We start from the raw sequence: 14097 nt of genomic DNA on the forward strand, positions 1-14097 counted from the left end.
ACGGAGCGCGCCAATGCTTGGGTGCTTCGCCGTCTACCGCGCGCGCCTTTACGCGCCGGGAAATGCCAAGGGCGCGTTGCGGCGGGTTGGTCCACGCCGGTGGGCACTGGCGACGAGGGAGTCACACAAGCGCGGGAACGGAATGCCGATGGCGGCAGCCGCCTCCGGGTACAGGCTCGTCTTGGTGAACCCCGGCAAGGTGTTCACCTCGAGCACGATGACCGCCGAAGGATCGGCTCCATCGCCCACGACGAAATCGACCCGGGAGAGATCCCTGCAGCCGAGCGCCTTGTGGGCGCGCACCGCCAGGTCCTGCACGCGCTTCGTGAGCTCATCGCCCAGCGGTGCCGGGCACGCGTGCACGCTTCGCCCCGGCGCATAGCGCGCCTGAAAGGTGTAGAATGCATCGTTCGGCGCCATGATCTCGGTCGGCGGGAGCGCGTACGCCTCCTCTCCATCCAGATCGAGCACGCCGCACGTGACCTCGCGCCCGCGCGCGAAGTGCTCCACCAGCGCCACGTCGCCGAGCTGCCACACGCCGTCGATCGAGGCGGCCACCTCCTCGTGGGGCGCATCCGCCTCGTGACGGTTGACCCCCACCGCCGATCCGCTGGCCGCCGGCTTCACCACGACGGCTTGCCCCACGACCTTGCGCGCAAACTCGGCGGCGGCCAGGGGCGACTTTTCTTGGTCGCGGCGGAGGGCGATGCCTTGCGCCACCGGCAGCTCGGACAATTGGAAGACCTTGCGCGCGAAGACTTTGTCCATGGCCACGGAGCTGGCCCGCACGTCGGAGCCCACGTACGCGAGGCCCAGCACCTCGAGCACGCCCTGAAGGCACCCGTCCTCGCCGACGGCGCCGTGCACCGCCGGGTGCACCACGTCGAACTTGCCGCGAAGCAGCGCATCGAAAATGCCGGTATCGAGCTCGAGCCGGGTCACGTCGTGGCCCGCCTCCGTCAGCGCCTCACGCACGGACGCCGCCGACGCACGGCTCACGCCGGCCTCCGACGAGGGCCCTCCTTCGATGACAGCAACGCGCAGCTTCTTTTTCGGGTGTTCCGTGGACATGAGCCCACATTACTTCAAGCCGAGCCGCTTGTTGACCGTCTCCCCGCCCTTGATGGTGACGGTGAAGGTCTGCTTGATGCCCTCGTCCGTGTTCTCCAACGTCAGCGTGTGCGAACCTGCGGAGAGCGGTACGCGCAGGATGGGCGTGGTTCCCAGCACCCGCCCGCCGTCGGTGACTTTCGTCCACGGAATCGTATCCAGCGAGAGAAAGCCGTCATCGGCCTTTTCCGGCACGTTCGCCACAGGCGGAGGCGGCGCCGCGCCATGGCTGTTCTGCGGCTGCGGGTTGCCCTTGCGCCCGCCCCCTCCGTACACAGGCTTGCGGGCGGCCTCACCTTTGGCGCCAGAAGAATTGGCATCCGGCGCCACGACACCCGGCATGATGGGCGTAGCCGACGGCAACGCCGTCACGACGCTCGGCACGCTCGAAGGCTGCGTGGGGATGGCGCCCGTGGTCTCCGCCGTTTTGGCCGGAGCCTCGTTCTCTTTCGCTTCTTTGCCTTTGGAGCCGCCGTCCTTCTGCACGTAGAGGAAGACCACGGCCAGGCTCAGAACGGCCACGAGCACGGTGAGCAACAGCACCAGCACGCGGCTCTTTTTCTGTGGCACCTGCTCCCCCGCGTACGGGTACGACTGCGCCGATCGCGAATACTGCGAATGGTGCGCGTGGTGCGGATGCGAGAGCTGCGACGGATGCGATAACTGCGACGGATGCGACGGACTGCTCGCCCGCTCGTGCCCGAAGCCGCTGCCGGTGAAGTTCGGCACGATGCCACTTCCGCTGCCGCCACCGGTGCTCAACTTCATCAGGTGCGCGGTGGACGGCGAAGAGCCCATACCGCCATTGGCCGAGCGGCGAATCGCCTCGGCGTTGAGGGCCGCGAGCTCCTCGGTGGTCGTCGCCGCGGTGACCTTGGCCATGTGCGCTTGGATCTGCTTCTGCACTTCCTCGCGCACGCGCGAAAACATCGCGCTCACCTTGCGGCCAATCTCGTCCTGGCGAACCTGCTTGCCCGTCGAGACCAGGAAGCCGTCGAGCGCATCGCGCATTTCCTGGGCGCTTTGGAAGCGAAACTCGGGCTCTTTCTCGAGCGCACGCCCCACGATGGCGTCGAGCTCGGGATCGACGTCGGGCCGAACCGACGACACGGCCGGAATGGGCAGGTGCAGGAGCCGATGCAACGTGCTCGCGGCCGAGTCGCCGGTCATGAGGCGCTGCCGGGTGAGCAGCTCCCAGAGCACGATGCCCATGGCGAAAATGTCGGCCCGCCGATCGATGTGGCCGCCCACGGCCTGCTCGGGCGACATGTACGCGACCTTGCCTTTGAGAACGCCGATCTCCGTTTCCGTGGAGCTCAGCGCCGCCTTGGCAATGCCGAAGTCGACGAGCTTGGCTTGTCCGCCGTAGGTGACGAACACATTGTGCGGGCTGACGTCGCGGTGAATGATGTTGAGCGGCCGGCCGTCGTAGTCCGCCAGGTCGTGCGCGCATTGCAGACCGGCCAGCGCGTCCGAAATGATGCGCGCGCAGAAGGACTGGTCGAACACGTCGTTGCGCTTGACGGCCTCGCGGATGATCTTGTTGAGCGACTGGCCCTCCAAGTACTCCATCGCGATGAAGTAATTGCCGTCCTTTTCGCCGACCTCGTACGTGTGGACGATGTTCGGGTGATTCAGCCGCGCGGCGAGGCGGGCCTCGTCGAGGAACATGTTGCGGAAGCCGGGATCGTCGGCGAGGTTGGACCGCAGACGCTTGATGACCGCGAGCTTGTTGAAGCCCATTGGGCCGCGGGCAACCGAGAGAAACACGTCGGCCATGCCGCCGCGGCCGAGCGTCGCGAACAGGTGGTATTTCCCGAAGGTCGAGGTGGGGCTGCCCACCCCGAGCGCCTCCATTCCGCCCTCTTGGCCTTGTTCGGCCCCAACCGACATTGCCTCATGGGATACCACGGATTGCTTGCATCGGCCTAATCGGAGCAAGATTTCTCGTAAAAAACGCCCGATGTCTCCCGGTCATCGGATGCAGAGTCCATGAACCCATTGACGGATGTCGGAACGAAGGGCACATCCGGAGCCATGCGCGAGCGACGCGAGCGAGGAAAACGAGCAAGGTTGCCCTGGAGGGCGCTCTGGACGGGGCCCGCGGTGGGCCTACTTCTCATTCTGGTGGGCATTGCCCATGCTGCATCGGGACAAAGTGACCGGGCCCGGGCCGAGAGTGTGATTGCGGAGCTCGAGGGCAATGCGGCCAACAAAGCACTGACCGCCGACGTGGTGCGCCGTGCCCGGCAGTACCTGGAACAAGGCCAGAAAATGCGGGCAGAGGGCGATGAAGCCCACGCGAAGCTCGCCGATAGCGTTGCCCGCGAATGGGCGGAGGTCGGGCGGGATCTGGTCCGCACGGTCGAGCTCGAGAAACGGGCCATCGAGGCCCGGCGCGCGGCCGATGATGCGGGGGCCGAGGTGGAACGGGAACGCGCCCTTCTCGACGAGGGCATCGCGCAGAACGGTCGCTTGCGCGCCCAGGTGGAGGCTGCCGAACGCGAGAAGAAACAGGAGCCGGACAAGACGTCCCCCAGCGCCACGCGCGATGCGGGAGCACCGAAAGCCGCGCCGAGAGGTACGCAAGCCCCCGCGAAAGGACGTCAGCCGTGAAGCGATCGGTTTGGCTTTTCGCAGTGTTGGCCTTGATCTCGGCCTGCGGTGGCGGGGGCTCGCAACGCGGCGCCCTGGGGGTGCTCGACAACGTCGAACGGGCGCGCAGCACACCGGGTGCCCGTGAAGCGGCGACCCTTGCACCCCAGGAATACGGCGTTGCCGAACGCGATCGGGCGCTGGCCAAGAAGGCCCACGAGGACGGCGACGATACGGCGGCCCGCCTTTACGCGGAGCATGCCCTCGCCTCCTATGAGCACGCGACCGTGCTGGCCCGGCTGGCCCGCGCGCAATCGGATGAAACGAAGGCGCAAACCGCACGCACCACGGCGCAGGCCGATGCCCGCCGGCTGGCGCAAGCCCGCATCGACGTGGACCGCGAGGGCGCCGAGCTCGATCGACGGCTGACGCTCGCGCAAGAGTCGCTGGTGCCGACGAGCCGGCCCGCCGACCCGCAACGCGAGGCCGCGCGCCTTCTGGCGGCGCGCTCGCTGGCCACGCAAGCGCGCCTCTTGTGCGGGGCTGCGCGGCTTTTGTCGCCGACCCTGGACGGCCTCGCGGAGGCTGAAAAAGAGGCGGCCGACATCGAGAAGAAGCTCGAGGGCAACCCGCGTCCGGTTCCCATCGACGCCGCCACGCATGCGCGGGTCGCGTGCCTCGCGGTGCTCACCAAGGTGCGGCGCACGGCCGAGCGTGCGGGCGCGGGGCAAGCCGACGCGCTGCTCGCCGAGCTTTCCGCCGCGGGCAATTGGTCGCCGGTGCGGGATGAGCGCGGCGTCGTCGTCACCTTGCGCGACGCCTTCGCGAAGAATGCGCTCAACACCGACGGAGAGACGAAGCTCAAAGAGCTGGGGCGTGTCCTCGGCGCGCACCCGAACCTCGCGGTGCAAGTCGTCGTTCACGATGCGACGGCGCCCAGCGCGCAGGAAGCCGGCCAGGACAAACAGCGCGCCGACACCGCGGCGAAAACCATCGCCTCGGCGGCCAACTCGACGCGGGTTCGCGGCGAGGTCGCCGGCACGCGCACCCCGCTGGTCGATCCCGCCGACGCCAAACTGCGCGCACGCAACGCGCGCATCGACGTCGTCTTCGTCACGCCGAAAGACTGATCGCCAGCTGCCCCAGCGTTTTCACGGCGTTCTCGAGGCGCGGGGACCACGTGTATCCGCAGCTCAATCGAAGGCAATTGGCAAAGCGCGTGCTCGCGGAGAAGACGTCGCCCGGCACGAAGCAGATCCCCTTGCCAATCGCCGCGTCGAAGAGCTCGCGCGCGACGATGCCTTTGGGCAGCTCCAGCCAGAGCACGAAGCCGCCCGCCGGACGCGTGATCTTCGTCCCTTTGGGAAAGCTGCGATCGACGGCGCGGATCATTTGGTCGACGTTGTCCTCGAAGGTGCGCCGCACCCGCCGCAGATGGTTGTCGTACCCTCCCGAGGCGAGAAATTCCGCCAACGCGAGCTGCGGCAAGGCCGGGCCGCAGAGTGAAATCGCGAATTTCTGCTCCAGCGCCTTTTGCATGTATCGATGGCTCGCAAGCCAGCCGATGCGGTACCCCGGCGCGACCGTCTTGGAGAAGGAGCTGCAGTAAATGACGTTGGCCTTGGTTTCGAGCGCCATGAACGGGCGCGGGCGCTCCTTGCCGAAGTAGACGTCGCCGTAAATATCGTCCTCGATGAGCGGCACGTCGTAGCGCGCGAGCACCTCGAGCACCGCGCGCTTTTTGGTGTCCGACATGGTGCAGCCGAGCGGGTTGTTGAAGCTCGAGGCAAAGAGGCAAGCCTTGACCGATTGGCTCGCGAGAGCTTTCTCCAAGGCCCCGAGATCGATGCCGTTGGTCGCATCCGTCGGGAGCTCGAGGGCTTTGAGGTCGAGCGCCTCGATGACGTGCAGCAAGCCGAAATACGTGGGCGACTCGATGGCCACGACATCGCCCGCGCGCGCCACCGTGGAGAGCGCAATGGTAAGCGCCTCGGTGCAGCCGCACGTGATGAGGATGTCCTCCGGCGAGAGCGCCTGCCCCCACCGCATCGCACGCCGCGCGATTTCCCGCCGCAGATCAGGATCGCCTTTCGGGGCGGTGTACACGTTGTACTCGACGCCCTTTTGGCGGGCCGCGCGCGCAAGGAAGCGATCGAGCCGCCCCGCCGCGAGCAGCTCCTTGCTGGGAATGGCGCACCCCAGCGGCACGAGCCGCGGATCGGAGGCGTACTCGAGGAGCTTGAGCAGCACGCCGGAGACGGCCACGCTGACGGCCTTTCCCGGTGGCTTGGAGGGCGCGGGCGTCTTCAGCGAAACCGCCGTTCCGCGGCGCGCGACGTAGAAACCGGATTGCGGCTTCGCCTCGAGAACGCCGCGGTCTTCCAGCAGACGATACGCCTGCAGTGCGGTGGAGAGGCTCGTCTTGCGTTGCTCGCTGATCTGCCGCAGCGACGGAGCACGTGTCCCGGGCCGCAAGGTGCCGCTGTCCACGAGGCGGGTGATGAAGTTGGCCAACTCTTCGTAGCGATGAACCGGATCTGCGCGCACGGACCAAGGATAACTGTTATGGATACAATTTCAATAAACTGTAACTGTTATCGAGCCACTCGAAGCCGTACACCTCGGAAGACAGGAGGGAGGAATCCGATGGCACGATTTCCCGATAACGATCTCATCTCGCTGCTCGCCGAGACGCCCCGCTATGAGCTCGCCGAAAGCGTAGGCCCCGATCTGCGGCTGAGGGAGCTGGTCGAGGGAGGCGACGGCGTGCGCGATCTCTTGCTGGCGTACACCACGCCCGAAGGCGATCCGCGCCTTCGCGCGCGCATTGCCGAGCTCCATGGCGTGAGCCCCGACGACGTGGTCATCACGGTGGGGAGCATGCACGCGCTGTTTCTGCTGGCCTTTTTGCTCGTGAACCGCGGCGAGGACGCCGTCATGACGACGCCATGTTTTCCCCTGGCGCGCAATGTGCTCGAGGCTGTCGGCGCGCGACTGCACACGGTGTCGCTGTCGTTCGAGCGCGGGTACGTGCTCGATGTGGCGCAGGTTCGCGAGAAGCTCTCGGAAAAGACGAAGCTCGTGAGCCTCGCCTCGCCGAACAATCCATCGGGCGTGGCCATTGCGCGGGACACGCTCGAGGCGGTTCTCGCCGCGATGCGCGAGCGATGCCCCGACGCGCACCTGCTCGTCGACGAGACGTACCGCGAGGCCGTCTACGGCGATGATCCGCTTGCTCCGCCGGCCATCTCGCTGGGTCCCAAGGTGGTCACCGTCGCGGCGCTCTCCAAGTGCCACGGTGCGCCGGGGCTGCGCATCGGGTGGGCCATCACGCGCGATCGCGAACTTCGTCAGCGCCTCGTCACCGGCAAGTTCAACACGGTGATCTCGTGCTCGGCGCTGGACGAAGCGCTCGCGGTGAAGGTCTTCGAGCAACGCGACCGCATCATCGGGGCACGCCGGAGTGTGCTCGCGCAGGGCATCGAGCGCACCGCCGCGTGGGCTCGCGCGAACGCGGGACTCGTCGATTGGGTTCGGCCCAACGCGGGGGCCTTGAGTTGTGCCCGACTTTCGCCCTCGGCCTTCGACGACGCCGGCGTGCGGCGTTTCTACGACGCGCTGTCGACCGAAGGCGTGCGCGTGGCCAATGGCACTTGGTTCGGCGACGAAGCCCGCGTGTTTCGGCTCGGCTTCGGCCTCATGAGCATGCCCGATCTGGAGGCCGCCCTGGAAAAGCTCACCGCGGTTTTGAAGCGAACGGCCCTACAGTCAGGGGCGTGAGGGGCGTGAGGGCGGTTGCTCGATGCATTGAAGGGTCACCAACGCGTTGCTCGGCGGCATGCCCCGTTTCGAGAACTTGATGGCCTGCGCGCACTTTTCCGAGGGACTCTTGGCCCGGGTGACGTAGCACCATCCCGCCCCCGCGGACTCTTCGCGGATGACTGCACGAGCTCCTCCCCTTTGAGCTGCTTCATCACGCACAAGGGGCGCGCGAGGCCGTCGGTATCGCCGTTGGCCTGCTGCGCCGCCCGATAGCGGCGCAGAACACCCGGATCCGGTTGCTCGAGCCCCTTCGAGGAATCGCAGGCCGTACTTTGGTCGCCCGCGCCGGGCAGCAGCTCGAGGACCAAGCAAGGAACGGTTCCATCCGTTTCCTCCTCCAAGGGCTGCGGAACGCATCGTTCGGTGAGGGCACTCTTCAATCGATCCACGATGGCACTGACCGCAGGCCGGTAGCCGTACAGGGGATCGCCCGCGCTCTGTTCCGTCACGTGGATGGGGCAGATGGACGAGACGATCCCCTGCTCGCCTATCTTTTTGGCAAGGAGAAGCTCCCGAATCGTGGGATACGCTTTGGCGGCAATTTGCTCCGTTTGCTTGCTTGGATTGCACACCGGCGGTGCCTGCGCGGCCGTCAGGGTCGGCTTCGAGGGGCAATCGCACGCGTCCGCATTGTCGGCCAAGGTGCAATCGCGCGGCTTCGCGAGAGGGAAAATGCAGGCAAACTGCCGATCGACGGGCAAGATATGCCCTGCGCCTTGGTCCGTGATCCATTCTCGACCATGGATCGGATCGGCATCGTTCGAAGCCCCTGGCCCAGCCAGGCCCGCGCGGGGCGCCACCGATTCGATCATGTGCGGATCGATCCCCGTGTAATCGTACGCCTCGGGATTTTTCCCTAGAATTTTCACCCAGTCTTCCTCGCGAATGGCGCTCGCCTCGGGATCGCGGGGATCGAAATGGAGAAGCTCGTGGGGGACGCCACCGATGTGGGCATAAAAGATCGAATCGCTCGTCCGCGGCCCCGACGCCAAATGGCAAAGCGCAGCCGCATCGGTCGAGGAACCGTCCGGAAGTGACGCTGCAAACAGCGGATTCGTGCACTTGGCGTCGCCCACGTAATTCTTTGCCCCGGACGGGTACTCGCCGATGCGGTCGGGCACGGCCTTCGCGGTCAGCCCCACGACGTAGCGCGAAATCGGGAATTGCGGCTCGAAACCGTATTTCGCCTTCATGTGCACATGGCGCAGATTGGGATCGTAGCCCCAGTCATTGGGGTCGGTGTAGTTGCCTTTGGCGCAGTTCGGATCACCGGCACCGCCGTTCGGAAGGAATGCGCACGACGTACAATTGGGATCGGCGGGATTCGATGTGCACGCAGACGTCCCCCTCGGAGGTTTGAACGTCGTGCTCATGAACTTGTATCCGCTCTGATCGGCCGAGCGCACGTCGATCTCCGAATCGTTCTCGTCGGTCAGGACGATCACCGCAACGAGGGAGTCTGGCCGGAGAAAATCGTGACGCTGTTTGAGAATGGTGACATCGACACCGTTCCACGTGGCCTTGCCGTTGGAATCGAGCGCAATATCGTCGTACGGATCGGGCTGAATCAAGAATCGATACCAACTCTCGAGTTGCGACTCGATGCCGCATCCATACGCGTGAACCCCCGTCACCATCGATTGAAAATCGTTCGACAACACCTCCGGCTGCTCGATGCCGGGTGCACCCGAAGGCTTGCCATTCTTTTCCCCCGACGAAGGAAGCCAGGTCAGAAAATGGCTCGGCCCCGCGCTGGGAAGCTCGATTTCCGCGTCCATCGCCCGATTCAGAAGATGGCCGCGGTCGTCGTTGTGGCGGTTCAACGTGCGCCCGCCGACCGTCACCGTGGCGCCGGGATCGCAAATGTCGCCACCTCGCGGCCCCAGGGCGGAGCTCACGATGGCAATGTGCATGTCATGCACGGGCGGAAATTCCACCTTGCCCCGATCGCATATGCCATGATCGTGTGAAATACCCACGACCTCGTTCGCATCGACGCAATTGGGCGTCGTCAATCGATTCACGAGATCGGGGATCGCCTCGCCGAGGTACGCTTGTTTGTCCCCCATGGATGAGGAATTGTCGATGGCGAACAACAGATCGACCTTGTCCACCGCAGACTGTCGCACCACCGTCGCGAAGTTGACCTTCGTCGTTGGCGCGCCGGAAGCGACCGGGCGGGTCAAACATGCACTCTGGAGCACCCCGTCGCCGATCAGCAGGATCACGATCACCGCGACATGCCATTTCAAGTTGCTCATCGTGGCGGCCGATAGGAGCACGGCGCATACCAAACGAAGAAACCGCGCCGCTGGGGCCAATACCGACCTTGTCGTCCATGCACTTTGCAGGATGATCCGCGGTCAGACCATGCAATCCGCCTCCTCGTCGTGGCGAGGCAACGGCGGCACGAAGATTCGATAAAAGACGGGGACCACGAACAACGTGAGAAGCGTGGAGCTCGAGAGGCCCCAGATGATGACCGTGGCCAGCGGCCGCTGCACGTCGGAGCCCAATCCCCCCGCGAGCGATGCGGGGAGCAAGCCCAGAATGGCCACGGTCGACGTCATCAAGATCGGCCGTAGGCGCGTCAGCCGTCCGAGCACGATCGCCTCGTCGATGGAATGCCCTTTTTGCCGATAGCCGAGGATGCCCCGCACCATGAGCACGCCGTCCATGATCGAGACGGCAAACACCGTGGCGAAGCCGACCCCGGTCGATACATCGATGTTCATCCCACGCACGTACAGGGCCAGGGTGGCGCCCATCAGCGCGAACGGAATGGGCAGCAGCAGAATCAGCGCCGTCTGGATCGAGCGGAACGACATCAACAGAATGACGAAAATGGCAGCCACCGTCATGGGAATGAGCCGCGTGAAGTGTCCGCGTGCCCGCGACAGATTCTCGAACATGCCCAGCCACTCGACCGAGTAGGGCGATGGCACGGAGATCTCCTTGGAAAAGCGTGCCTGGGCCTCCTTCACGAAGCCGCCCTGATCGCGCCCCACGATGTCGGTGCGCACCGTGATCCTTCGCCGGCCGTTCTCGCGCGCGATGATCGTCTGACCGTCCACGATGTCGATGCGGGCGACCTGCGCGAGGGGGATCGGGGTGCCATCCTGCGCGTACACGGGCAAGCGCCCGATGGCCTGCGGCGAGTGAAGCGCCTCGCGATCGAACTTCGCGGTGATGTCGAACCGCCTTTCGCCTTCGTAGAGTGCACCAATCGGACTGCCGCCCAGCGCGGTGGTGATCATCCGGTTCAAGCCGTCGATGTTCACGCCATATCGGGCACATAGCGCCCGATCGGGTTCGATGACGAGCTGCGGTTGCGGCCCCTCCTGCTCGATGGCCACGTCGGTAGCACCCGGCACCTTTTTCAGGAGATCGCGCGTCTTGCGGGCGAGGTCCAGGAGCACCGCAGGGTCGTCGCCCAAGAGCTCGACGGCCAGATTGGCCGACGTGCCATTGGTGTCTTCCGTGACGCTGTCGATGATCGGCTGGGTGAAGTTGAATCGGATGGTGGGAAACTCCTCGCGAAAGCGATTTCTCAGCGCTGCGAGGAGCTCTTGCTTGGTGTGAAATCGCTTCCAGAGCGCACGGGGCTTGGGGCCGATCATCATTTCCATGCGGCTCGGGGGAAACGGATCGGTGCCGCTGTCGTTGCGGCCCGTCTGCACGACGACGAAGTCCACCTCGGGGAACTCGAGCGCGAGCTCGCGCAAGCGACCGCCGTAGGCCGATGTTTGCGTCAAGGACGTCCCCTCCGGGCAATTCACCCGAACCCAGATGACGCCTTCATCCATGTACGGCAAGAACTGCGTGCCGAGGCGCGGGGCCACGAAGGCCATGAGCACGAGGAACACGCCCACGGTCCCCACCGCAACTTGGTAACGCCATCGAAGGAGCACCTCGACCCAATGGGCGTAGCGGGGTTTGAACCATTTCAAAATAGGATTTTCCCATTCATCGTACCCAAATCGAAGTAGAAACGTCGCCAGCACGGGTGTGACCACCAGCGCGAAGAACAGGGCGCCCACCAGCGCGAAGATGATCGTGAGCGCCAGGGGCCGAAACAACAGGCCCTCGATGCTCCGCAAGGTGAGCAGCGGCAGGTAGGCCGCGATGATGAGAAAAATGGACGCGAAGAGAGGTTTCTCCACTTCGAGCGCGGCCTCACCGATGCATCGCACGATGCTTTGCCGGGTCACCGGCTTGGGCAGCTCCCCCACCCTGCGCGCGATGTTTTCGGCCATGATGACCGAGCCATCGACGATGATGCCGAAGTCGATCGCGCCAATGGATAGAAGGCCCACGGGAATGTCCGCGATGCGCATCAGGGCCATGGCCACCAAGAGCGAAAATGGAATGGTGAGCGCCACCAGCAGCGCCACCGTGGGACGTCCCAGGAAGAAGACGAGCACCAGGACGACGAGCGTAATTCCCATGAGCACGCTGTGCGTGACCGTGTACATGGTGCTGCGCACGAGCAAGGTGCGGTCGTAGTACGGTTTGATGCGTGCGCCCTCGGGCAAGCGCGATGCATTCAACTCGGCGACGGCGTCGTTGACGCCCGCGAGCACTTCGGAGGGATTTTCCCCTTTGCGCATCAGCACGATGCCCTCCACCGATTCGTCGACGCGGTCCTTGCTGAAAATGCCGGAGGGGACCGGACTGCCGAGTTGCACATCGGCGACGTCGCGCACATAAACGGGGGTACCCGCGACGGATTTCGCGAAGACGCGCTGGATCTCGTCGATGCTCTGCAAAGCGCCTTTGCCGCGAATGACGAAGGACATGCTGCCGCGGGGTATGACGCTCCCGCCGGCGCTCGCATTGTTCGATTGCACGGCATCGACCACGTCTTGGACCGACAGCCCATAGCGCTGGAGCTGCGCCGGCTTGAACACGATGGCGTATTCTTTGGCATATCCGCCGAAGTTGGAGACGTCGGCCACGCCCGGAACGCGCAAAAGCCGCGGGATGACCACCCAATCGTCGAGCGTGCGCAGATCCATCGTATTCTGGCTGCCGTCGGTGATGATTTCGTATCGAAAGATCTCGCCGTACGCCGTGGCCAGTGGCCCGAGATCGGGGTGCGCGTCGTCGGGAAGCCCCAACGTTCCGAGCTTTTCCTGGACGCGCTGCCGTGCCCAGTAATTCTCGACGCCCTCCTCGAAGATCATCTGCACGACCGACAATCCAAAGATGGTGCGGGACCGAATGGTCACGACGCGCGGTACGTTGCGCATTGCGATTTCGACGGGGATGGTCACCTGCCGCTCGACGTCTTCCGAGGCGCGACCAGGATACGTCGTAATGACTTGGACCATTTGCGCGGAGATATCCGGATAGGCATCGACCTTCTGCTGCGTCGTTGCCCAAACGCCCCAACCGGCGATGGCGATGGTCAGAATCACGACGTGGACCCGGAAGCGCAGCGCCTGCCGGATGATGAACGGAATCATGGATTTCTCGCTGCCTCGACCACGAAGGGTTTGAGCAAAATGGCGCCAGCCCCGATGACGCGCGCGTCTGCGGGGAGCCCGTCGAGAACCTCGATCTCGGAATCCCGCTGGTCGCCGACCACGACCGGCGTCACCTTCCAGAGATCCGCGCCGGAGGCGACGAGCACGTAATCGGCGCGGCCTACGTGAAGGACGGCGTCTGCGGGGACTCGAAGCGCGGTCCGCTCATCGGTGCCCAGCCCCACGTCGGCGAACATCCCCGGACGGAGCCGCGCGTCGCGATCTTCGAGCACCGCGAGAACGCGCAGGGTCCGTTGCTCCTTCGAGACCGTGGGCGAGATGCGCCGCACGTGACCGATGAAGGGCACGCCGGGGACGCCATAGAAGCTCGCCGTGATCGCCTGCCCCTCGCGCGCACACTCGGCCTTCGACTCGGGGACCTCCGCCACGAGGACCGCGCTCCTGTTGGCGATGGTTGCGAGAAGCTCGGGATCGAGCCCCGCCTGTTCGAGCTGCCGCGCGAGGGCGGCTCGGCTCCGCTCGGCCGTGCGCAGCGCGATCTCGGCTTCGTGGACGCTCTTTTGTCCCTCGAGGCGCGTCTGGACCAAGGCGGTCTCCTCGACGGCCAAGTCCTTGGGCGAGTCGGATCCGGCTTGAACCAGCTTGCTCAGACGCTCGACGACCTTCGTCTGCGCCTCCACCTTGGCACCGTCGAGCCTGCGCGTGGTGTCGAGCTGCTGGGCGGCAAACGAGATCTCGTGGCCCGACTTGCTCCATTCCGCGTAGGCACCGAGCAGCTCCGAGCTGGCGAACTGCCAGCGCATCTCCGAAGGACCGCGCCCCTGCTCGAGACGCGCGACCACGGAACCGGTCACCTCGAGCAACGGAGCCCTCGAGCGTTCGCTCTTCACCTCGCGCATCGTGAGCTTGGCAGCCATGGGACTCGATGCCGCGATATGGATATACCCTGGGCCGGCGCGGACGGCGTCGAGCGCATTCGACGGTGACCGGTCGAGCGCGGGCGGTTTGCTCCGCGCGAGGTAGATCACGAGCACCGCGAGAACGATGCCGGTCACGAGCCAACTTCCGAGATGAGTCATTC

General features: G+C 65.2%; 9 protein-coding genes. 3 read left to right on the top strand and 6 right to left on the bottom strand.

The features are described from left to right. Positions 1-48: 48 nt before the first annotated feature. Positions 49-1071 (bottom strand): D-alanine--D-alanine ligase, encoded by a 1023-nt coding sequence (locus LZC95_25230; protein WXB00104.1) that lies wholly within the window; start codon positions 1069-1071, stop codon positions 49-51. A 9-nt stretch (positions 1072-1080) separates the two neighbouring features. Then, complete coding sequence (locus tag LZC95_25235) at positions 1081-3003, bottom strand: protein kinase (GenBank protein ID WXB00105.1); 1923 nt, start codon at positions 3001-3003, stop codon at positions 1081-1083. 144 nt (positions 3004-3147) lie between these two features. Between LZC95_25235 and LZC95_25240 the strand changes: the two genes are divergently transcribed. Next, entirely contained in the window at positions 3148-3726 is a 579-nt protein-coding gene (locus LZC95_25240) for a hypothetical protein (protein ID WXB00106.1), read from the top strand. Beyond that, positions 3723-4835 carry a hypothetical protein gene (locus LZC95_25245; protein WXB00107.1) on the top strand — a complete coding sequence of 371 codons (1113 nt, stop codon included), beginning with the start codon at positions 3723-3725 and terminating at the stop codon, positions 4833-4835. The genes LZC95_25240 and LZC95_25245 overlap by 4 nt, the downstream gene beginning before the upstream one ends. On the opposite strand, the gene LZC95_25250 is transcribed toward LZC95_25245, so the two are convergent. Next, positions 4819-6252: a PLP-dependent aminotransferase family protein gene (locus LZC95_25250; GenBank protein ID WXB00108.1), complete on the bottom strand. Its 1434-nt coding sequence runs from the start codon at positions 6250-6252 to the stop codon at positions 4819-4821. The two genes, LZC95_25245 and LZC95_25250, sit on opposite strands and share 17 nt — an antisense overlap. Before the next feature lie 99 nt (positions 6253-6351). Here LZC95_25250 and LZC95_25255 point away from each other — a divergent pair, with 99 nt between their 5' ends. After that, a complete protein-coding gene (locus LZC95_25255) occupies positions 6352-7485 on the top strand; it encodes a pyridoxal phosphate-dependent aminotransferase (protein ID WXB00109.1) in 1134 nt (377 codons plus the stop codon). Positions 7486-7520: 35 nt separating this feature from the next. On the opposite strand, the gene LZC95_25260 is transcribed toward LZC95_25255, so the two are convergent. The 3 genes from LZC95_25260 to LZC95_25270 all read right to left on the bottom strand — a co-directional run bounded on the left by LZC95_25260 (position 7521) and on the right by LZC95_25270 (position 14095). Beyond that, a complete protein-coding gene (locus LZC95_25260) occupies positions 7521-9788 on the bottom strand; it encodes a hypothetical protein (protein WXB00110.1) in 2268 nt (755 codons plus the stop codon). A gap of 102 nt (positions 9789-9890) precedes the next feature. After that, positions 9891-12995, bottom strand: coding sequence for a CusA/CzcA family heavy metal efflux RND transporter (locus LZC95_25265; protein WXB00111.1), 3105 nt, complete (start codon positions 12993-12995; stop codon positions 9891-9893). Continuing rightward, positions 12992-14095, bottom strand: coding sequence for an efflux RND transporter periplasmic adaptor subunit (locus LZC95_25270; protein WXB00112.1), 1104 nt, complete (start codon positions 14093-14095; stop codon positions 12992-12994). The genes LZC95_25265 and LZC95_25270 overlap by 4 nt, the downstream gene beginning before the upstream one ends. Between the last annotated feature and the right edge of the window lie 2 nt (positions 14096-14097).

The sequence above is a fragment of the Sorangiineae bacterium MSr12523 genome (assembly GCA_037157775.1).
In the GTDB taxonomy this organism is placed as follows: Bacteria; Myxococcota_A; Polyangia; order Polyangiales; family Polyangiaceae; genus Pendulispora; species Pendulispora brunnea.